The sequence below is a fragment of the Algoriphagus aquimarinus genome (assembly GCF_900112005.1).
Taxonomy (GTDB): Bacteria; Bacteroidota; Bacteroidia; order Cytophagales; family Cyclobacteriaceae; genus Algoriphagus; species Algoriphagus aquimarinus.
In genome coordinates, this window is the sequence record NZ_FOKK01000007.1 from 77,418 (window position 1) to 98,314 (window position 20,897).

The window sequence follows — 20,897 nt, forward strand, 5'->3', positions numbered from 1 at the left end:
ATATTTATCCTATTACTTTTTCAAGTATAACAAGATTGAGGCTGCTTTGTGCTAAATCAATTCCATTTATTCTCTGAACTGATTAACTTGCCGAAACTTGAAAATCAAACAGACGAGATGAAGCAATACCACGATTTGATGCGCAAAATCCTAGACGAAGGAGCAGTAAAAGGAGATAGAACAGGGACGGGAACGCGTAGTATATTCGGTCATCAATTGCGATTTGATCTATCTAAAGGTTTCCCAGTAGTAACTACCAAGAAGCTTCACTTACGATCTATCATCATAGAGCTACTTTGGTTCCTCAAAGGTGATTCGAACATCAAATACCTCAACGACAATAAGGTGTCCATTTGGAATGAATGGGCAGACGAAAATGGAGATTTGGGGCCAGTCTATGGCTATCAATGGAGACATTGGCCAGATGGCAAAGGTGGAGAAATCGACCAAATCAAAAATCTTATCCATCAAATCAAAACCAAACCAGAAAGTCGCAGGCATATTGTTAGTGCTTGGAACGTGGCTGATGTGGACAATATGGCCTTGCCTCCTTGCCATACTATCTTCCAATTCTATGTAGCTGATGGCAAATTAAGTTGCCAACTTTATCAGCGAAGCGCAGATGTTTTTCTAGGAGTGCCTTTCAATATTGCTTCCTATGCTTTGTTCACTATGATGGTGGCTCAGGTGTGTGGTTTAGAAGCGGGTGACTTCGTTCATACTTTTGGCGATGCTCATTTATATTCCAATCATTTGGAGCAAGCTGAGCTTCAGTTGAGTCGAGAGCTGAAAGAATTGCCAACAATGAAAATTAATCCTGAGATCAAGGATATTTTTGAATTCAAATACGAGGACTTCGAATTGATGAATTACGACCCGCACCCACATATCAAGGCTGCTGTGGCGGTGTAAATAAGTGTCTTTTTTCATTCACTTATATCACAAAAAAGGCCTGAATCGATTTTGATTCAGGCCTTTTTGACTTTATTTCTCTAGCTCATATTTAAGTGTTTTCCCCTTTTCCACTGCGGGAAGTCCTTCTGACATCCATAGTGGAGCTGGTGCTCCTTTGAGGTAATGGTCAAAGAACTGACTGAGACGGACAGAGAGATCTTTTCGGTTTTTCCGCTGCACCAGATTGTGGTCTTCGCCATTGTATTGGAGTAGCCATGCTGGTTGATTCAAACGCTTCAATGCCATAAACATTTCGATTCCTTGGTACCATGGCACTGAACCATCCTCGTCATTGTGCATAATCAAAACGGGAGTTTTCACACGATCCATGAAGAACAAGGGAGAGTTTTCTATATAGTAAACTGGCTTTTCCCAAAGTGTCCCTCCTATTCTTGATTGAGTTTGCTCGTATTGGAACATACGACTCATGCCTGTACCCCATCGAATTCCTCCATATGCTGAAGTCATATTTACCACAGGCGCTCCTGCTCCTGCAGCTTTGAACATATTCGTCTGAGTGATCAAATATGCAACTTGGTATCCACCCCAACTTTGACCTTGGATCGCCATATTATCTGCATCTACAAATCCTCTGGCGACAATAGATTGAACACCTGGAATAATACAGTTGTAAGCACTTGGCCCTGGAAGGCCTAAGTCGTACTTAATATCTGGCACAAAAACCAGGTAATCATTACTTATAAAATATGGAATATTGATCGTGGAAGCACTTGGAGCAGGAGCTCTATAATTATGCAGACCGTCACTGTTGCGCTCATAGAAATAAACCATCATCGGGTATTTCTTAGAAGCATCGAAATTCTCCGGCTTGAATAACAAACCTTGGAGAGGTTCGCCATCATTAGTAAGATAGTCCACCAACTCTACAGAGCCCCAATTCACATTGGCTTGCTGAGGGTTTAGGTTGGATACTTTTTTGAGGTTTTTAAAAGAAAGATCACTCAAATACAAATCTGGATTCTCCTGATAAGTGGACTTAGTTAGAAACACTTCAGAGCTTTCTTTTGCTTTGGTCAGACCGGAATATCGATTTGCTGACATGATTAACTGCTTAGGAGTAGACTTGCCGTCGAATGAGCCCGTAAAAAATCCGGAATCTTTATTCTTTTCATTGAAAGCAGAAAGTAATAATTGCCCTTTAGGATCAATACTTCTTTCTTCTCTATCCAGGTCTTGTCTTCTAAATACTGTATTGGATTTTCTACCTGCTCCTTGAGTCAGGTTAACTGCTCCAGCAGGATTTTTTGGGTCTATTTTCCAAATATCAAATCTATCGTAAACCAAAAATGCTTGATCACCTTCTAACCAACCAGCATTTCCATAGCTACCAGGAAGAGATGGTGAATCGTGTAATTCTTCATAAAACACTTCGGAAACACTTTTGGTGAGATTGATTTTAGCCTTAGTAGCTACATCGTAGGCTACCCAACTACTATCACGTCCATCGTACCAATACACATACTTTCCTTCTGGAGAAATAGAAGGAAAACCTGAAGCATCTTTCTCAATCAGTGTTTTGGATCCATCTTTAAAATCTACCAAATACAAATCTCGGCCAGTCTGAATATCCCAACTGTAGTTGATACGGTAGGGCGCATCAGTCCAAGCTATACCAAAATCACGTTCTATTTTTGACTCCAGACTTACATTTTTCACATCTAGGTCTGCGAGCTGAGTGATTTTATCGGTTTTGAGATCAATGGTTGCCAAATATGAGAATCTCTCTTCGCGCCCTTTATTTTTCAATTGCATAGGCTGAATCTCTGAATCCTGCCATCCCCAGATATCTAGACTTACTCTCTCATCATCCAATAGGGTCGTATCACTTTCATAGCTGTAATCCACGTATTCTGGTACTACGCCAAAAAATAAACGTTCCTCATTTTCAGAGAATGTGATGTTACCGTTCTCGCTAATTCTCCCATTAGCAAGAATGCCATCAGATTCTTTATTCGCTACTTCCTTTACATTTCCATTCAGAGTTTGAACAAGAATGAGTGAATGATACATTTTTTTGGATTTGGTAGAATCATCCGTAGTGAGATAAGCAAGGTATTTAGCTTTAGGAGAAAAGGTCATATCTGAGTAAGAAGTCATGCCTTCAGATAGCAGTTTGTTTTCTCCATTACCGAGGTTCAGTAAATAAATGGCGGCATTGTCCAAAGTATCTTCCTCTGCTAGAACATAATGAAGGAATTCTCCATTTTTAGAAAAACCATAAGACTTCACTCGATCAAAATCATAACTCACTGAGCCATCTAATTTTCTAACAGAAAGCTTGGTTCCGTCTGTTTTCTTCGGTTTATCAGCCTTCGCGGTTGAGTCTGCCTCGGTAGTTTCATTATCCTTAGCTTTCTTTTCTTTTTCTTTCTTCTCCTTTTCAAAATGAATAGCAATCCAACTCCCTGCTTTCTCTGGTGTGGCAAAAGATTTTACCCTCGGGAGTTTCTCTAATTTCCCTGCTGCCATATTATAAATAAAAAGACTGTCTGCAGGCATATCATCCTTCTTGGTCTTTTTCAGTTTCAATACATAGACTGAATCTTTCTCAGGTACAATCTTACCAACAGCAAATGCATCATCAGCAGAAAACACAAAAGAAGATCCTCTAGAAATAATTTGACGCTTATTGGGATCTTTGAACGAGAAAATCTCGATGCGCCCATCTCCATCTTGTGGCGATATTTGATAACCTAGCCATTTTCCATTTTTGGTGATCTTTTCTGAAGCCATTCTTTCCCATCCATCGTAATCAGTGTGAGCAAGAGGCCTTTTTTGTTGTGCAAAAAGTGATTGTGAACCGAGGAGCAGAACAATCAGCAAAACTCCAAATCTTGTAATTTTCATCTTGTGGTGAATTAAAGGTTAGACCCTGTTCCACAAACCAAAATAAGACACTTCTAATAGTTTAGAGTAGAAATTGGCAGTTAGGAACACTTCAAAAATAAAAACACTATGTTTCCCTGCCCTAACCGCTTAAAAAAAAAAGCCGGATAAACCGGCTAACTATTTTTTGATTATTAATTCGAATGTTTCTATCCCATAGTTATCGTAACCAGGCACAGGCTTGCAATCAGGCAATTTTCTTAGAACATAATCTATTCGCTCTTTCAGGCCCTTGTCTACATCGCTCATTACCTCGAAACCACTTAGTCTACCCATTGCATTCACCTGAAGTAGAACTTTTACTTCTTCCACATTTGCAGATTTTTTTGTTCTGAATAAAAATGGTGAATAACTATCAAGTATATCAAGCGTATTTTCAGACCAAACCCAATGTGAATTAAGATTTTTGGCAAGATTATTTTCAATAGTAGTTAATGGTGTAAAATTCAAGTCTGACGCTACAGAGCTTTTGGATAGATCAGAAACATTATCCACACTTCTAATTCTTAACTTATGATATTCCACAAAACTTTCTTCGGTAATTGAATACCCAGGCGAAACCTGCGCTACCACAGATTTCCCGACAAGGGGTGTGAAGAGAAACAGGGTAATTATGAAATATTTAAAAATCCGAGGTGCAGGCATTTTATTCTAGCAGGTGAATTAAAACAAAAATACAATAATTAAATTTTCAGATACAAATTTTTGCATTATAAATATGAAAAAGAAAACAAAAAAGTCTCGCCAGAAGCAAGACCCTTTTCAGAATATAAACCCAAATATAACTTTAGAGATTAAAAGTTTCAATTGAAATAAACTAAAATCTGAAAATACAAATGATCTCAGATTTTAATTTGACTTTTTACTCTACGAACAAAATATTCATCTGAACATTTATATCGAGTCCAAAGTAAGTTGATTTTGCTTTTAATTACAAATTGAAAAAATAATTTTGCAATATTTTGAAGAATCTCTAATTTACACGCAGATTCATTAACAATCATCCAAAATCAGCCAAGAAAAATGGATAAAATTTTAGATATCGACAACATAGACTTGAAGATAATTTCGCTCCTCAATGAAGATGCTAAGACTCCCTATACAGAAATAGCGAAAAAAGTCTTCGTTTCATCAGGGACCGTGCACGTTCGAATGAAGAAATTGGAGGATATGGGCATCGTAAAAAGTGCCACATTAAATATTGATTTCTCAAAACTTGGCTATGACATATCAGCATTCCTGGGAATTTATCTTGAGAAGAGCTCACTTTACGATACGGTCATAGAAAAACTTAAAACAATTTCCGAGGTGGTCAGCGCTTATTATACCACAGGTAATTATTCGATTTTTGCCAAAATCATCTGTAGAGATACGAACCACCTGAGATTTGTGCTTGATAATATTCAAAAAGTAGAGGGAATCGATAGAACAGAAACCTTGATTGTATTGGAAGAGTCTATAAATAGACCTATCCAGTTTTTCGACAAGGAGAAATAAAACAATTAAGATTAAATCTAAATAAAAGATTTAACGAAATAAGTTAAAAATCAAAAGTATTGAACCTTCAATACTTTTTTTTTGTAAAGAGCTTATAGAATAGATGAAAAGGGCGTTTTCTATAGAAGATTTATATACTCGATAGAATTATCCAATGGGTTCAAACATGATATTTTCATTATATGTTGTACCTTCGCCGTTAAAATGTAATTAGTCTAAATAACTCACACAAATGAGCAAAGACAATCAGATTTTAGAAGAACTAACGTCAAAAGAATACGAGCACGGATGGTCAGTGAACTATGAAGCCGATGAGGCTCCTGTAGGATTAACTGAAGAAACTATTCGATGGATATCTGCGAAGAAGGAAGAACCACAGTGGTTACTCGATTGGAGATTGAAAGCTTTCAAAACATGGCAAGCCATGTCGGAGCCAAAATGGGCTAATGTCCATTATCCAAAAATTGACCTGCAGTCTCTAAAATATTATTCAGCACCAAAGCTTGCCAACAAGCCTAAAAATCTAGACGAGGTTGATCCTGAGTTGCTTGATATCTACAAGCGATTGGGTATTAACCTTAACGAGCAGAAAAGACTTCAAGGAATTGCAGTAGATGCAGTGTTGGACTCTGTATCTGTGGCAACTACTTTCAAAGGAACGCTTTCCAAACTTGGAATTGTGTTTTGTTCTTTCAGTGAAGCTGTAAAAGAGCATCCAGAGTTGGTAAAGAAATATTTGGGATCAGTAGTTCCGATGACGGATAACTATTATGCAGCACTAAATGCTGCTGTATTCTCCGACGGTTCATTCTGCTATATTCCTAAAGGCGTTCGTTGCCCAATGGAGCTTTCTACTTATTTCAGAATCAATGCTGCAAATACAGGGCAGTTCGAAAGAACCCTAATCGTAGCAGAGGATGAATCGTATGTATCTTACCTAGAAGGATGTACTGCACCGCAACGTGATGAAAATCAATTGCACGCAGCAGTAGTAGAAATTTACGCTGGAGCACATGCTGAAGTAAAATATTCCACTGTTCAAAACTGGTTCCCTGGATCCAAAGAAGGAGTTGGTGGTATTTACAACTTCGTAACTAAGCGTGGAATTTGCGCAGGTGATTTCTCTAAGATCTCTTGGACTCAGGTAGAAACAGGTTCTGCTGTCACGTGGAAGTATCCATCTTGTATCCTAAAAGGAGACAATTCTATTGGAGAATTCTATTCTGTGGCCGTTACCAACAACTATCAGCAAGCAGATACTGGAACGAAAATGATTCACATTGGTAAGAACACCAAGTCGAGAATCGTTTCCAAAGGCATTTCCGCAGGAAAATCTCAGAACTCATACAGAGGTCAGGTACAAGTGATGAAGCGTGCAACTAATGCACGTAACTTCTCTCAGTGTGACTCCCTGTTGATGGGTGATCGCTGCGGAGCTCATACCTTCCCTTATATCGACATCAACAACCCGACCGCCAAAGTGGAGCATGAAGCGACTACTTCGAAAATCGGTGAGGATCAGCTTTTCTATTGCAACCAAAGAGGTATCGCTACAGAAGACGCGGTGGCTTTGATTGTAAATGGATATGCTAAAGAGGTGTTGAATCAATTGCCAATGGAATTCGCTGTAGAAGCACAGAAGTTGTTGGCACTTACCTTAGAAGGATCTGTAGGGTAAGCAGATTGTAAGATTGAAAGATTAGAATATTGAAAGATTAGAAAGAATTATGCTAAGTATAAAGAATTTGCACGCCTCTATCGAAGGGACTCCAATCCTAAGAGGCATCAACCTTGAAGTGAAAGCTGGAGAAGTTCATGCGATCATGGGACCAAACGGTTCAGGTAAATCTACTCTTGCTTCAGTATTGGCAGGAAGAGAAGAATATGAAGTGACTGAAGGTGAAGTTATCTTCAAGGGAATAGACCTACTTGAACTTTCTCCAGAAGTGAGAGCTAGAGAAGGTGTATTTCTTGCTTTCCAATATCCAGTAGAAATTCCTGGTGTTAGCTCTACCAACTTCCTAAGAACGGCAGTGAATCAAGTAAGAGAATACCGTGGTCTAGATCCTTTGGATGCCGTGAAGTTCTTGACTTTGATGAAAGAAAAAATGAAGCTTGTCGAAATTGATCAGAAGCTTTTGAGCAGATCATTGAACGAAGGCTTTTCCGGAGGAGAAAAGAAAAGAAACGAGATATTCCAGATGGCAATGCTTGACCCTACCCTATCTATTTTGGATGAGACGGATTCAGGACTTGATATCGATGCACTTCGTATCGTTTCCAACGGTGTAAATCAATTGAAATCAGATAAAAATGCAACAATTGTAGTGACTCACTACCAAAGATTGTTGGATTACATTGTTCCGGATTTTGTGCACGTATTGTACAACGGAAGAATCGTAAAATCAGGCACCAAAGAACTAGCAATGGAGCTTGAAGAAAAAGGATACGATTGGATCAAAGAAGAAGTCGATTCTAAAGCTACAGTCTGATTTTCATTCTAAAAAACTACTCATGAGTACGCTTATTAAGCATGAAATACTTGGCGAGATGTTGAATTCTACCGGCAAAGGCTTCGAACAAGCCCGAGCTGAAGGAAAAGAAGCATTCGAAAGTCAAGGCTTTCCTACCAATAAATCAGAAGAATACAAGTTCACTGCAATCAGCAAAAAACTCGAGCAAAGCATCCAGAATTTCGGTGCGGCTGAGTCATTTGAGGTTACAGCAGAAGACGTGAAAAATAATCTGTTTGAAGGATTTACTGGAGATGTGTTGGTATTCACCAATGGCCATTTTCAGTCTAGCCTTTCTTCAGAAATCGCTGGAATCGAAGTTGCTCTACTTTCAGAGAAATCTGACACACCAGTAGGTAGCATAGCAAAACCAGCAAAAGATCCTTTCTGCGCGCTGAATCAAGCTGTTTTCACAGACGGTATATTCATTTCAGTTCCTAAGAAAGCTGTGGTGGAAAAGCCAATTCTGTTGTTGAATTTCAACAAAGCAGTTAACGGCCAAGTGATCCAACCTCGTGTATGGATTGAAGCAGGTGATTTCGCAGAAGTGACTTTCATCAATCATACAGTTAATTTGAGCGATGTCACTTATTTCTCAAATAAGGTAGTAGAAGTAAAAGGAGGAGTTAACTCTCAGATTCGTTTTTACAAACTTCAGAATGAGGGTAAAAATGTGATTGAGGCTAACAATACTGAAACTGACATTCATAAGGATGGAAGATTTACTTCTGTGACTATTTCTCTTTCAGGAGAACTAGTGAGAAATAACTTGAGCTTGAATATCATAGGAAGCAATTCTGAAGGAAATATGTACGGTCTCTATTTGCTGAACAGCAAAAGCCACGTGGATAATCACACCAACGTGGATCATACCGTACCTCACGCTGAGTCAAACGAGCTCTATAAAGGTATTCTTGCAGATCAGTCACGTGGGGTTTTCAACGGGAAAATCTTTGTAAGACAGGATGCGCAGAAAACCAATGCTTTCCAGCAAAACAACAATATCCTACTTTCCGAAGATGCGGTGGTAAACACCAAGCCTCAGTTGGAAATATGGGCTGATGATGTGAAATGCTCTCACGGCTGTACCACTGGTCAGATGGACGAAGAAGCTTTATTCTACCTTCAGGCAAGAGGAATCGCTAAGGATCAGGCCAAAGGCTTGCTGCTTTACGCTTTTGCAGGCGAAGTACTAGAGCACATCAGAGACGAAAGCTTCCGTGAGTACTGCACAAACTTGGTGCAGGATCGCTTAGGAAGCAAATTCTAATACACAACATGGGAATTGAAATCGAAAAAATCAGAGGCTTGTTTCCGGTACTCCATCAGGAAGTGCATGGCAAGCCTTTGGTTTATTTTGACAATGCCGCTACGACGCAAAAGCCGCAAGCCGTGCTTGATGCGTTGAATAATTACTACTCCACCGACAACTCAAATATTCACCGTGGGGCTCATGCTTTGGCAGATAGAGCTACGAGATATTTCGAGGAAACTCGGGAAGCTATTCAGCTATTCATCAATGCGAGAGAATCTGCAGAGGTTCTTTTCACGAAGGGAACTACCGAAAGCATCAATTTAGTAGCTTCCGCTTTTGGTAGAAAATTCATAGGATCAGGAGATGAAATCATCATTTCCACACTAGAGCACCATTCCAACATCGTCCCATGGCAAATGCTGTGTGAAGAAAAAGGAGCTACACTCAAAGTGATCCCTATCAATGATGCTGGTGAGGTTCTTTTCGATAAATTCGAGAAGTTACTTTCTCCTAAGACCAAACTGGTCAGCATAGTCCATGCCTCCAATGCACTTGGTACAATCAATCCAGTCAAAAAAGTAATAGCTGCTGCACATGCTGTGGGAGCCAAAGTACTTTTGGATGGGGCTCAAAGTATCAGTCACTTGACTGTGGATGTGCAGGAATTGGACTGTGACTTCTTAGCTTTCTCTGCGCACAAGCTTTATGGCCCTACTGGCCTTGGCGTTCTTTATGGAAAAAGAGAAGTGCTGGAAGCTATGCCTCCCTATCAAGGTGGCGGTGAGATGATCAAAGAAGTAACTTTTGAAAAGACCACTTATAATGATATCCCTTTCAAATTCGAAGCAGGCACTCCAAATATCGGTGATGTCATCGCTTTTAAGGCTGCCCTCGATTTTGTCAATGCTTTAGGAAAAGATCTAATCAGAGCACATGAAGATGAACTTCTACGCTATGCGAATGAGCTTTTGTCTCAGGTGAAGGGATTTATTCCTGTAGGAACAGCTGCCGAAAAAGTAAGTGTTTTGTCGTTTAACATCAATGCCATGCATCCTTACGACGTGGGAATGATGCTTGATGCTAACGGTATTGCAGTTCGGACAGGTCATCACTGCACGCAGCCACTGATGAAAAGATTAGGGTTGGAAGGAACTGTAAGAGCTTCATTCGCGGTTTACAATTCGAAATCTGAAATAGAAAAATTGGCGGAAGGTGTAAGCCGGATCGCACGAATCAAAAACAAATGAGCAGTATTCAAGAAGTTCAAGATGAAATAGTTTCTGAATTTGAAATTCTAGGAGACGATAAGGAATCGACGATTTATTACATCATGGAGTTGGGCGGAAGCTTAGAAGAATTCCCTGATAATGAAAGAGTCGAATCCAATACGATTAAAGGATGTCAATCCAAAGTATGGTTGATAGCTGATGAAAAGGACGGAAAAGTGCACTTTAAGGCTGATTCCAATACGGATGTCACCAAAGGATTGATCACACTTTTATTAAGAGTTTTGAACTATCGTAGCCCAGAAGAGATTATCAAAGCGGAACTTAATTTCGTAGAGAGGATCGGAATGGGGTCTATTATTGGTAGTCAACGCTCCAACGGATTTGCCTCCATGATCAAGCAAATCAAATTATACGCTTTGGCTATTCAAAGCAAACAAAACGCCTGATAGTATGTCAACAGATAACAACACAGAAACCGCTTCAACTCAAATCGAAGGCCTTAAAGAAAAGGTGGTTCAGGCTATCAAGCTGGTCTATGATCCTGAAATCCCTGTGGATGTTCATGATCTAGGTTTGATTTACGAAATCACCGTTTACCCTGTGAACAATGTGTATATCTTGATGACTTTGACTTCTCCTAACTGCCCGTCAGCAGAGTTTATCCCTTCAGAAGTAAAGGATAAAATCCAGCAGATACAAGGCGTTAACAATGTTGAAGTTGAGTTAACCTTTGACCCTCCTTATTCTCAGGATATGATGTCCGAAGCTGCAAAGCTTGAATTGGGTTTTCTATAAAAAGTACTTTAAAACTAGTAATAATATGTATCCAGAAGAATTGATTGCTCCAATGAGAGCAGAACTTTCCAGCGTAGGATTTGAAGAGTTCAGAACTGCTGAGCAAGTTGCAACGCATCTTGGTCCAGACCATAAAGGTACTACCCTTGTTGTAGTGAATTCAGTTTGCGGTTGCGCTGCAGGAGCTGCAAGACCAGGAATAACTTACGCGGTAGAAAATGCGAAAGTTAAACCAACGACTCTTGCTACTGTATTTGCAGGAAATGATAAAGAAGCTGTTGATAAATTCAGAGAATTGACACTTCCTTACCCTCCATCCTCTCCAGCAATGGCTCTATTTAAGGATGGTGAATTGGTTCATTTCATCGAGCGTCATCACATCGAAGGAAGAAATGCAAAAATGATTGGCGACCACTTGGTTGAAGTATTTGAGCATTTCTGCGCATAAAAAATTAGCCCTCCGGGGCTTTTTTTATTCCACCACCTAATTTTACTAAGGAATAATAAAATCAGAGTTCTCTATTTCTGAGGATTTACTTAGGGATCAGGTTAATTTCTTGCGAATTATTCTACTTTTCACAAGAATAATAACCCATAGGTCATATTCAGCCATCAAAAAGCAACCTGATTTTATTATCTTACGAGCCTATTTCGAGGTTTTTTAACATAAGCAATCCAAACAAAAAATATATGTCTGAATCAGCTAAGCTTTCTTTCAAAGGACAAGACTATGAATTCCCGGTAATCACCGGAACAGAAAATGAATCAGCGATTGATATCGCAAAACTTAGAGCATCCTCGGGCCTTATCACCCTTGACCCGGGATACAAAAACACTGGAGCTACTAAAAGCGCCATTACTTTTTTAGATGGTGAAGAAGGAATTCTTCGCTACAGAGGTTATAGAATTGAAGATTTGGCTGAGAAATCTACCTTTCTTGAAGTTTCTTATTTATTAATCTATGGTGAGCTACCTACGCAAGCTCAATACGAGGATTTCTCCAAAGAAATTACTCACCATACATTGGTTCATGAAGACATCAAGAAAATTCTGGAAGGTTTCCCTTCCAATGCTCACCCTATGGGAGTTCTTTCTTCTATGATCTGTGCGCTTACCGCATTTTATCCAGATTCTTTGAATCCAAACAGAACTGAAGAAGAGATAAATCTGAGCATAGTTCGTCTAATTGCGAAAATGCCGACGTTCGCTGCTTGGGCCTATAAAAACGAAATGGGTCATCCAGTAAACTACCCAGACAACTCTTTGGATTACTGCTCAAACTTCTTGAAAATGATGTTTGCGCTTCCTGCAGAGAAGTATGATGTAGACCCTGTTGTTTCGGCGGCATTAGATAAATTACTTATCCTTCACGCAGATCACGAGCAAAACTGTTCTACTTCTACCGTGAGAATTGTAGGTTCTTCTCAAGCAAGCATTTACGCTTCTATTTCTGCTGGTATTAATGCACTTTGGGGACCACTTCATGGTGGAGCAAACCAATCTGTAATTGAAATGCTAGAAGCAATCAAAGCCGATGGCGGAGATGCTAAGAAGTATTTGGATAAAGCTAAAGACAAGAACGATCCATTCAGATTGATGGGCTTTGGTCATAGAGTTTACAAGAACTTTGATCCAAGAGCAAAAATCATCAAAAAGGCAGCTGACGACGTGCTTGAGAAACTAGGTGTAAATGATCCAGTTTTGGAAATTGCAAAAGAATTGGAGCATGCAGCACTAAATGATCAATACTTTATCGATCGTCAATTGTATCCAAACGTGGATTTCTACTCTGGTATTATCTACAGAGCTTTAGGAATTCCTACAGATATGTTCACCGTGATGTTTGCGCTAGGAAGACTTCCAGGCTGGATCGCTCAGTGGAAAGAAATGAGAGAAAATGGAGAGCCTATTGGTCGTCCAAGACAAGTATATACAGGCGCAAATGAGCGTGACTACGTATCGATGAATAAACGATAAGTGTAGCGCTAATTCCCCGCTTTGAATAAATAGCCAGCTGAAATCAGCTGGCTATTTTATTTATAAGGGAAATGTAGGCGAATTCGTAAATGGTACTAATTTTGAACCTTTACCCCTAATCAAATACCAATAAAAATGTCTGCCCAAACTTTAGAAGATGCCATAGCATTAACCAAGAAATTCACTGAAAAGCCCAGCAATGAGGATCTACTCAAGCTATACGGCCTGTACAAGCAAGCTACAGAAGGTGATAATGAGACTGAGAGACCAGGAGGCTTTGATTTCAAAGCTGCCGCAAAATATAATGCCTGGTTGAATATGAAAGGCAAGTCCAAGGAAGAAGCTACAGAACAATACATTCAACTCGTAGATCAGCTCTCAAAGACGCATATCTAACATCAAAAAGCCTGAAATATTTCAGGCTTTTTGCTGTTAGAACGCATTTGTGGATACCTTCCTAAAGGCTCAGCAACTTCAAATCTTTTTTGAAAATCTGGAAGCAATTATACTTCCCGCGATGAGCTGCTGAATGTGATATAACATCAGTGGAAGCAAAACCAACCCGAGTGTAGCTGGATCAGGGAAAATCACCTTCCCTATCACGACTCCTTGTACCAAAGATTTTTTTGAGCCACAAAACAAGGCCGTCACACGATCCTCCCAGCTAAAGCCCAACATGCGACATAAAACTTCAATAACCACCCATACCAAGAAAAACAAGCCAAGCATGGTAGCCCCTACTTCAAACAACACACTCATCTTGTAAGGTGAAAAAACATCCTGTGAAAAAGATTGAGCAAAAGAGGTGAATACGATAATCATAATCACAGTTTGATCTATGTATTTCAACGCTGATAAATGTCTCTGGATTTTAGGATAAAGCCATCTATGGGCTATGATACCTACAATTACAGGAAGGAGTACCTTGATGGATAGTTCTCCCAAAGTTGGCAAGAAGTCCATCTTAATATCTGCTGAATCTGCTAAAATCCCCATCCAAGCAGGAGTAATTATCACGCCTAGCAAACTGGAAATACTCGCATTAAATATGGCTCCCGGGATATTGCCCTGAGCAATGGAAACCATCACCACAGAAGCACTAACCGTAGAAGGCAGCACCGACAAATAAGTGATCCCCAGTTGAAAATCCTTATCAATCCAAGTCATCAAGGGCATAATCGCCAGCACGATCATAGGGAAAAGAACAAATGTAGTAAGCTGAATAAGCACGTGTAATTTCCAGTTTTTCAGACCAGACATCAGCTGAACTGGATCTAGTTTTACTCCATAAAGAAAGAATACTAATCCAATGCCTATATTGATTATTGGTTTCCAAGGGACTGGAGACTGATTGGAACCCGCAAAAGGAAACAACCAAGCCAATAAAATCGCAGCAAATAAGCCTAATAAAAATCCATTAATCCCAACCCTATTCAGGGTACTGGCTAATTTTTTAATCATACGATCGTTAATCGTTTAAAATTATCACAAAGAATGGCAGTTGCTATAGCCACATTCAACGATTCGGCCTGACCAAATCCTGGAATAGTTACCTTATCGGTTACAAGGTTACCCAGGTCTTCCGAAATACCATTTGACTCATTCCCCATCAGTATTACTCCTTGAGAAATTCGCTTCATTTCATGCACATTTTCCCCATCCAAAAATGCCCCATAAATAGGAACATTCCATTTCTGAAAAACCTTATCAAGATCTGCATAGAAAAAATTCACACGGGTGAAAGAACCCATACTAGATTGAATCACCTTCGGATTGTAAAAATCAGCCGTTTGAGATGAAAACACCAAATTCTTGATGCCATACCAATCAGCGATTCTAATGATGGTTCCTAGATTCCCAGGATCACGCACATCATCCAGTCCTATCACAAAATTACCCTCCGGAAAGTCAAAAGCGCTATTCGGCTTCATATGCACAACAGCTAAGGCACTATCATTGCTTTGATATTGACCTAGACCTTCCAGCTGCTTCTGGGTGGCGGTGATAATCTGGATTTCTAAGTGATTTAATTGCTTGCCATATTTGGACAAGAACTCATCTGTGCAAATTAGAATTTCCACTTTGAAATTTGAATTGAGCACTTCTAAAACGCTCTTTTCACCTTCAACAAAAAATCGTTGCTCCTGATTTCGGAATTTCTTTTGATGTAAGGATTTAATAAACTTAACTGTATTTTTGCTAAGCATTCGGATCGACTCTGCCATTTTGAAATTCACCAAATATATACTTTTTATCTGTGTCCTGTGGGCTATGCAGGCTTGCTCTTTGAGCAAAAACTTACCGGAAGGTGAGTATGTATTGAATAGCAATACCCTTGAGGGAGTTGAAAAGGCGAATCACGCTCAAATAGAAGGTTTGTATTTTCAAGAACCAAACACGAAAATCCCACTTACAAACTCCTCGCTTGGTGTTAGCATTTACCGGATAGGCAGGTTTTTTTATGACAGCGCACAAGTCAATGGTAAACTCAAGTCAAAGAATTTAGAGCTTCAGCTAGTAAAAGAGCGACTGGACGAAGCATCCGATGATCGAAAACTACTTAAAAGACGAGATAAGCTTCAATCCAAAATACAAGACTTAGAAAAGCTACAGGAATATGGGAATTTCCTGATGAGAACAGGAAATCCGGTAGCAGTTTTGGATAGCTCTCAAATAAAGAAGACTGTAATCGAAATAGATAATTACCTGTACAATAAAGGATTTCTAGATTCAGACGTCTCTTTCGAGGTAGAAACGAAGAAAAAAAAGGCTAACGTAATTTATATTATAGAGGAGAAAGAACCCTACCTATTGGACTCTATATACACCAACTCTGCTAATGAGGGCATCCTATCCTTGGTCAATGGCAATAAGGATGAGTCTTTCATAAAAAAGGGAGACAGTTATGATCAGAGTAATTTCACTAAGGAAAGAGAGCGATTGGAAAACCTATTCAAAAACAATGGGTATTTCATGTTCACCAAGAGCTTTATTGATTACAATCTTTACTATGACACTACTTCCAAAAGGATCAATGTAGAACAAAGAATACTAAAACCTTCATTTTCCGAAAAACACGAGATCTATAGCATAGATTCTATCACCTTCAAAGTCAGTCCGCCAAATGATGAATTTGTAGATGAAAAAGTCCTTCGAAATTACCGAGACATTGATTTTACATTTTATAGAGATCGATTCTCCTCCAAATTACTTAGCTCCAGGATTCTATTTGATGAAGGTGAACCTTACAATAGATTAAACATTGTAGAAACTCAAAAACAGCTCAGTAACCTAGATCTATTCCGATACATAAATATTTCTTTTGACACTGTTGGCACTAGTCTCACAGCAAAGATTTTAACGCAGCCTAATCAAAAGTATCAGCTTACTAATCAGCTAGGGCTTAGCATCACAGAGCAATTACCGGGACCATTCTTTAGTACTGTTTTAAGAAACCGAAATTTCTTCCGAGCGGGGGAAATACTGGAATTCAATGCAAGGGTTGGTTATGAGGGTGTGGCCTCGGCTACAGATCAGGGAGTCTACCAAAGCAAGGAATTTGGAGCTTCTGCATCTGTGATTTTCCCTAGATTCCTGATACCATTTTACGGAAAAAGCCTTCAGAAATATGGACGCTACAACCCAAATACTAGAACTCAGCTTGGCTATAATTTCACCAATAGACCTGAATACACACGATCAGGACTTAACGGATTATTGGCCTATACTTGGGCTACCCGAAACAAGCGACAGCAATACACGCTGAATCTCGCCGATATTAACTACATCAGGACGCCAAATATTACTCCTGAGTTTTTAGCTGTATTAACTGATCTTCAAGATCAGGGGAACAATTTGATATGGTCATTTCTTCCCTCATTGGTGAGTTCTGTATCTGCACAGTCCATCATTAATTTTAATGAATACGGAGACTTTTCCTCCAGCAAAGCTTCCCTGCTTCGCTTATTCGTAGAAAGCGGAGGGACAACACTTAATCTTTTCAATGTAAAAGACATCACAGAGACAACAACTTATGCCAACTTTCAATGGCTGAAACTGCAGGCTGATTTCAGAAGATATGAGCCAATTACCCCAAAACAGACCATTGCATACCGAGTAAACTTTGGAGTAGCCCAACCTTATGGCATAAGTGCAGGAATTTTACCATACGAGAAATACTTCTTCGCTGGAGGAGGTACAAGCATTAGAGCTTGGCAAGCCCGAAGATTGGGACCGGGAAGTTACACTCCTCCTATCGGTGACAAGGGTAGATATGATTATAGCTTTGAGCAGCCAGCGGAGATGATTTTTGAAACGATGCTGGAATATCGCCGTGCCTTATTTGGGTATTTCGATATGGCGGCATTTATTGACGCTGGAAACGCCTGGGTGATTGGTATAGATAACTCTCGACCAGGAGCAGATTTTCGATTTGATAGATTTTATAAAGAAATAGCTATTGGAGCAGGATTAGGTTTACGCATGGATTTTAATTTCCTAGTAGTCCGACTTGATCTGGCTACGAAAGCTGTAGATCCTTCCATGCCTGAAGGGCAGAGATGGGTACTGGATAACATTTCATTCAGAAATCTATTTGGTGTGAAAGGGCAAACTGTTCTTAACTTTGGGATTGGATATCCATTCTAAAGCGATAAATAACTCAATAATGTCAAGAAGGAGTAAGGAAGAAATAGCTGAGATCTATAAGAAAATGCAGGATCATATCTGCAAAGAATTAGAGTTGGCTGATGGTACTGGGAAATTTGAAGAAGATGTATGGGAAAGACCTGCCGGAGGTGGAGGCAGGACTAGGATATTCAAAAATGGTAGCATCATCGAGAAAGGTGGAGTTGCATTTTCTGCCGTATACGGTCCTACTCCAGACAAGATCCTTAAGAAGCTAAATCTAGACAAGTCTGAGTTTTTTGCCACAGGAGTATCTATCGTGCTACATCCTAAAAGCCCTATGGTTCCCATTATTCACATGAACATCCGCTACTTTGAGATGGATAATGGTGTGCATTGGTTCGGTGGCGGCATCGATCTCACTCCTCATTATATAGATGGAGATGACGCTAAATACTTCCATCAGGAAGTGAAAAATGTTTGTGATCAGTACGATGCTACTTACTATCCTAAATTTAAAAATTGGGCAGACGATTATTTTTACATCAAGCATAGAAATGAAACTCGTGGAATTGGGGGAATTTTCTATGATAGAATGTCAGCCAAAGACGATCATGAGTTCGAGCATCTGCTTCAATTCAGTCTTTCCCTGGGGCGTTTATTTCCTGAGGTATACGGGCATTTTATGAAAAAGAATTCCAAACTCCCATTTGGCGAAAATGAGAAATCATGGCAGAGCTTAAGAAGAGGAAGGTATGTGGAATTCAATTTGGTATGGGATGCAGGAACCAAATTCGGTCTGGACACCAATGGCCGCACAGAGAGTATTCTGATGAGTATGCCTCCAATGGCAGAATGGGAATACATGCATGAACCTCAAACTGGATCAAAGGAAGAATACACCCAAAACAACCTTAACAAAGGGATCGACTGGTTAGCTTTTACGAAATGATCGAACAACTTAAGATTTGGGATGAGGATCTATTCCTCTGGCTAAATTCCTTTCATACTGACTGGCTGGATGTTATAAACTTCCAATTATCTCAGACTTACACATGGTTACCATTTTATGCGATACTTATCTTTTTTATCTATAAGGTAGATCCTAAAAATAGCTGGTGGGTATTTGGGGGTGTAGCGCTAACCATACTTATTTCGGATCAAGTTACATCAGGCATTATGAAGCCATTTTTTGAAAGACTTCGCCCCTGTCATGATGAGCGTTGGGATGATATGGTCCATAACTATCGCAGATGTGGCGGTTTGTTTGGATTCGCTTCCTCCCATGCTGCAAACACCTTCGGCTTAGCCGTTTTTTTGAATCTCAAAATGAAAGGCAAACTCCGATTCCTTCCCTGGCTCTTCCTATGGGCAGCCGTCATATCCTATACAAGGATCTATTTAGGAGTTCATTATCCTGGAGATATCATTGTGGGAGCATTGGTTGGGGTTGCGGCTGGATTAATAAGCTGGTTTGTGATAGTGTTTGTAAGGAGAGAACTTTTAAAAATGATCCTTAAGGACTAGATCTCAAGCAGAATAAACGACTCTATTTAATTATTTGTATCTTATAGATAGTCTACTTGATAATTAGAGCTAAAACAACAGGATCACTAGTTAAACTATCAGAACTGCACTAACATTCAAAATTCCCACCTCGAGCTAGAGCATCGGGCTGGCCTTGGTTCCGCCAAGTTCACATTAGTTAATGAAGGATTCCGATTCGCTGGTGTTCTTCATTATCCACTCAATCCCTTAACCCCTGACACTATCACCACAGTAAAAGTCAGGCAATAATCCATTAAAGAATATCCTTCGATTGAAAATAAAATCTAGGGACCTACCAGATTGATCAAGCTATAATTGAATCTACTTTTCATCTCAGGGTGTCTAGAAGAACCAAGCAGTTAAATCTTAAATCAATTTCACCCATCTATAGGTTATCTCTTTAGCTTCAAAAATTAATTAAAATACTATGAAAAAAATTTTACTACTCGTTATGGTCTTTGGATTTGGCGTGACCGGGCTTAGAGCCCAAGTCACTACCATAAACCTTGATCTAATCACAGGGCAAATCAATGGCGGATTGCCATTACCTGCAGAGGATGAATTTTATATCAGAGGAGCCATTCCTGAAAAAATTGAAATGGTCAAATTGATTATATATCCTTCAAAAAGAACAGAAAAGGCAGGCCATACATATTTTTGGAAAGCTCCATTTGGCTATAAGGATTTATCCTATCAGGTCTTTATGACTGATCCCTTAAGGTCGAATTCGGATTATCATATGGAATTTAGCTACTACCAAAAAGCTGGAGCTGACCAGATACTTGAGGTCCGAAATCTCATTCATCAGAACATCAAAACTTACCTTAGTACTGTTACGACTATTAAAAGAGGTGGCATTAAATTTTCAGAATCTGATGAAGTCCTCATCAATAACCTTTCTCTAATAGTAAATAAAGGGGCTTTTTACTTTGAGTTACCCAATGGCCAATCATTCCCTGGTTTTAGCGACATCACCCGAGCTAAGCTGGAGCAAAGAAGTAAGTTGAAGATGGGCAAAGCCAAATTCAATGTGATAGGGTTGACTAAAAATGACAATGCCAGAGCTGCGTATGCTGATGAGTACATATCTGACTTAGAGGACATACTTATTTCAGAAGTAGATCAATTCCTAAGTCCAAATATGCTAGTGAGAGTAGATGAAAAAGTTTTTCAGAATTACCCTACAGAAAAGCTCGCTAACTCCCTTCCTATAAATGTAGGATATGGAGCTATTTCCTTGAGCAAAGACTTATCGAATCAAGAGTTTGTCATGAGTCCGTATGCAGGCTTTTCTTTTCCCCTTGGCAATCGCACATTCGCCAAATTCATGAACAACATGTCAATTTCCACCGGCTTCTTCCTGTCTGGAGACATGAAAAATCAACTGGATGAGAAGATCTCAGGACCAGTTTTGGACAGACCAGTTTATGTAGGTTTAGGATATAATTTCTTCAGATTTATTAGGCTAAATGCCGGAGGAACTTTTATCACTACAGAGCAGCTTAACGGAACGAATCAAAACAGCTTCCAGCCTTTTGTGGGATTAAGTGCAGAGTTTAATATTTGGTTGGGAATAGGGAGCAAAAAAAGATAAGG

19 protein-coding genes are annotated in these 20,897 nt (G+C 39.5%); 15 read left to right on the forward strand and 4 right to left on the reverse strand.

The window, feature by feature from the left end:
* The first annotated feature begins 117 nt into the window (after nt 1-117).
* Nucleotides 118-912: a thymidylate synthase gene (locus BM291_RS10750; RefSeq protein ID WP_092897522.1), complete on the forward strand. Its 795-nt coding sequence runs from the start codon at nt 118-120 to the stop codon at nt 910-912.
* Between the two features lie 72 nt (nt 913-984).
* On the opposite strand, the gene BM291_RS10755 is transcribed toward BM291_RS10750, so the two are convergent.
* Together BM291_RS10755 and BM291_RS10760 are read right to left on the reverse strand one after the other, a co-directional pair.
* Entirely contained in the window at nt 985-3,822 is a 2,838-nt protein-coding gene (locus tag BM291_RS10755) for a S9 family peptidase (RefSeq protein WP_092897225.1), read from the reverse strand.
* 159 nt (nt 3,823-3,981) lie between these two features.
* Nucleotides 3,982-4,506 carry a hypothetical protein gene (locus BM291_RS10760; RefSeq protein WP_092897227.1) on the reverse strand — a complete coding sequence of 175 codons (525 nt, stop codon included), beginning with the start codon at nt 4,504-4,506 and terminating at the stop codon, nt 3,982-3,984.
* A 378-nt stretch (nt 4,507-4,884) separates the two neighbouring features.
* Here BM291_RS10760 and BM291_RS10765 point away from each other — a divergent pair, with 378 nt between their 5' ends.
* From BM291_RS10765 to BM291_RS10810, 10 genes are all read left to right on the forward strand, one after another.
* Nucleotides 4,885-5,358, forward strand: coding sequence for an Lrp/AsnC ligand binding domain-containing protein (locus BM291_RS10765; RefSeq protein WP_057935770.1), 474 nt, complete (start codon nt 4,885-4,887; stop codon nt 5,356-5,358).
* 232 nt (nt 5,359-5,590) lie between these two features.
* Complete coding sequence (gene sufB, locus BM291_RS10770; RefSeq protein WP_092897229.1) at nt 5,591-7,036, forward strand: Fe-S cluster assembly protein SufB; 1,446 nt, start codon at nt 5,591-5,593, stop codon at nt 7,034-7,036.
* A gap of 49 nt (nt 7,037-7,085) precedes the next feature.
* Complete coding sequence (gene sufC / locus BM291_RS10775) at nt 7,086-7,850, forward strand: Fe-S cluster assembly ATPase SufC (protein ID WP_092897231.1); 765 nt, start codon at nt 7,086-7,088, stop codon at nt 7,848-7,850.
* Between the two features lie 22 nt (nt 7,851-7,872).
* Nucleotides 7,873-9,141, forward strand: coding sequence for a Fe-S cluster assembly protein SufD (gene sufD, locus BM291_RS10780; RefSeq protein WP_092897233.1), 1,269 nt, complete (start codon nt 7,873-7,875; stop codon nt 9,139-9,141).
* Nucleotides 9,142-9,149: 8 nt separating this feature from the next.
* Nucleotides 9,150-10,373, forward strand: a complete 1,224-nt coding sequence (locus tag BM291_RS10785) for a cysteine desulfurase (protein ID WP_092897235.1) — start codon at nt 9,150-9,152, stop codon at nt 10,371-10,373.
* A complete protein-coding gene (locus BM291_RS10790) occupies nt 10,370-10,801 on the forward strand; it encodes a SufE family protein (protein ID WP_092897237.1) in 432 nt (143 codons plus the stop codon). The genes BM291_RS10785 and BM291_RS10790 overlap by 4 nt, the downstream gene beginning before the upstream one ends.
* 4 nt (nt 10,802-10,805) lie before the next feature.
* Nucleotides 10,806-11,150, forward strand: a complete 345-nt coding sequence (locus BM291_RS10795; RefSeq protein WP_092897239.1) for a DUF59 domain-containing protein — start codon at nt 10,806-10,808, stop codon at nt 11,148-11,150.
* Nucleotides 11,151-11,175: 25 nt separating this feature from the next.
* Nucleotides 11,176-11,598: a BrxA/BrxB family bacilliredoxin gene (locus BM291_RS10800; protein WP_092897241.1), complete on the forward strand. Its 423-nt coding sequence runs from the start codon at nt 11,176-11,178 to the stop codon at nt 11,596-11,598.
* A 242-nt stretch (nt 11,599-11,840) separates the two neighbouring features.
* A complete protein-coding gene (locus BM291_RS10805) occupies nt 11,841-13,127 on the forward strand; it encodes a citrate synthase (protein WP_092897243.1) in 1,287 nt (428 codons plus the stop codon).
* A gap of 135 nt (nt 13,128-13,262) precedes the next feature.
* On the forward strand, nt 13,263-13,523 hold the full coding sequence (locus BM291_RS10810) for an acyl-CoA-binding protein (protein ID WP_092897245.1): 261 nt from the start codon (nt 13,263-13,265) through the stop codon (nt 13,521-13,523).
* Between the two features lie 78 nt (nt 13,524-13,601).
* On the opposite strand, the gene BM291_RS10815 is transcribed toward BM291_RS10810, so the two are convergent.
* Together BM291_RS10815 and BM291_RS10820 are read right to left on the reverse strand one after the other, a co-directional pair.
* Complete coding sequence (locus BM291_RS10815; protein ID WP_092897247.1) at nt 13,602-14,588, reverse strand: bile acid:sodium symporter family protein; 987 nt, start codon at nt 14,586-14,588, stop codon at nt 13,602-13,604.
* A complete protein-coding gene (locus tag BM291_RS10820; RefSeq protein ID WP_092897249.1) occupies nt 14,585-15,334 on the reverse strand; it encodes a TrmH family RNA methyltransferase in 750 nt (249 codons plus the stop codon). Before BM291_RS10820 ends, BM291_RS10815 begins: the two co-directional genes overlap by 4 nt.
* A gap of 19 nt (nt 15,335-15,353) precedes the next feature.
* On the opposite strand from BM291_RS10820, the gene tamL reads away from it, so the two are divergent.
* The 4 genes from tamL (at nt 15,354) to BM291_RS10840 (ending at nt 20,895) form a co-directional block, all read left to right on the forward strand.
* Nucleotides 15,354-17,774 (forward strand): translocation and assembly module lipoprotein TamL, encoded by a 2,421-nt coding sequence (tamL, locus tag BM291_RS10825; RefSeq protein WP_092897524.1) that lies wholly within the window; start codon nt 15,354-15,356, stop codon nt 17,772-17,774.
* A 19-nt stretch (nt 17,775-17,793) separates the two neighbouring features.
* On the forward strand, nt 17,794-18,705 hold the full coding sequence (gene hemF / locus BM291_RS10830) for an oxygen-dependent coproporphyrinogen oxidase (protein WP_092897251.1): 912 nt from the start codon (nt 17,794-17,796) through the stop codon (nt 18,703-18,705).
* Nucleotides 18,702-19,280: a phosphatase PAP2 family protein gene (locus BM291_RS10835; RefSeq protein WP_092897253.1), complete on the forward strand. Its 579-nt coding sequence runs from the start codon at nt 18,702-18,704 to the stop codon at nt 19,278-19,280. Before hemF ends, BM291_RS10835 begins: the two co-directional genes overlap by 4 nt.
* 448 nt (nt 19,281-19,728) lie before the next feature.
* A complete protein-coding gene (locus tag BM291_RS10840; protein WP_092897255.1) occupies nt 19,729-20,895 on the forward strand; it encodes a hypothetical protein in 1,167 nt (388 codons plus the stop codon).
* Nucleotides 20,896-20,897 lie beyond the last annotated feature (2 nt).

Excerpts from the sequence above, each read along its gene's own strand:
- BM291_RS10765 (WP_057935770.1), top strand. The coding sequence starts at position 4,885 with ATGGATAAAATTTTAGATATCGACAACATAGACTTGAAGATAATTTCG.
- sufC (WP_092897231.1), top strand. The coding sequence starts at position 7,086 with ATGCTAAGTATAAAGAATTTGCACGCCTCTATCGAAGGGACTCCAATC.
- BM291_RS10795 (WP_092897239.1), top strand. The coding sequence starts at position 10,806 with ATGTCAACAGATAACAACACAGAAACCGCTTCAACTCAAATCGAAGGC.
- BM291_RS10785 (WP_092897235.1), top strand. The coding sequence starts at position 9,150 with ATGGGAATTGAAATCGAAAAAATCAGAGGCTTGTTTCCGGTACTCCAT.
- sufD (WP_092897233.1), top strand. The coding sequence starts at position 7,873 with ATGAGTACGCTTATTAAGCATGAAATACTTGGCGAGATGTTGAATTCT.
- sufB (WP_092897229.1), top strand. The coding sequence starts at position 5,591 with ATGAGCAAAGACAATCAGATTTTAGAAGAACTAACGTCAAAAGAATAC.
- BM291_RS10790 (WP_092897237.1), top strand. The coding sequence starts at position 10,370 with ATGAGCAGTATTCAAGAAGTTCAAGATGAAATAGTTTCTGAATTTGAA.
- BM291_RS10820 (WP_092897249.1), bottom strand. The coding sequence starts at position 15,334 with ATGCTTAGCAAAAATACAGTTAAGTTTATTAAATCCTTACATCAAAAG.
- BM291_RS10835 (WP_092897253.1), top strand. The coding sequence starts at position 18,702 with ATGATCGAACAACTTAAGATTTGGGATGAGGATCTATTCCTCTGGCTA.
- BM291_RS10840 (WP_092897255.1), top strand. The coding sequence starts at position 19,729 with ATGAAAAAAATTTTACTACTCGTTATGGTCTTTGGATTTGGCGTGACC.
- hemF (WP_092897251.1), top strand. The coding sequence starts at position 17,794 with ATGTCAAGAAGGAGTAAGGAAGAAATAGCTGAGATCTATAAGAAAATG.
- BM291_RS10760 (WP_092897227.1), bottom strand. The coding sequence starts at position 4,506 with ATGCCTGCACCTCGGATTTTTAAATATTTCATAATTACCCTGTTTCTC.
- BM291_RS10800 (WP_092897241.1), top strand. The coding sequence starts at position 11,176 with ATGTATCCAGAAGAATTGATTGCTCCAATGAGAGCAGAACTTTCCAGC.
- BM291_RS10810 (WP_092897245.1), top strand. The coding sequence starts at position 13,263 with ATGTCTGCCCAAACTTTAGAAGATGCCATAGCATTAACCAAGAAATTC.
- BM291_RS10815 (WP_092897247.1), bottom strand. The coding sequence starts at position 14,588 with ATGATTAAAAAATTAGCCAGTACCCTGAATAGGGTTGGGATTAATGGA.
- BM291_RS10805 (WP_092897243.1), top strand. The coding sequence starts at position 11,841 with ATGTCTGAATCAGCTAAGCTTTCTTTCAAAGGACAAGACTATGAATTC.
- BM291_RS10750 (WP_092897522.1), top strand. The coding sequence starts at position 118 with ATGAAGCAATACCACGATTTGATGCGCAAAATCCTAGACGAAGGAGCA.
- BM291_RS10755 (WP_092897225.1), bottom strand. The coding sequence starts at position 3,822 with ATGAAAATTACAAGATTTGGAGTTTTGCTGATTGTTCTGCTCCTCGGT.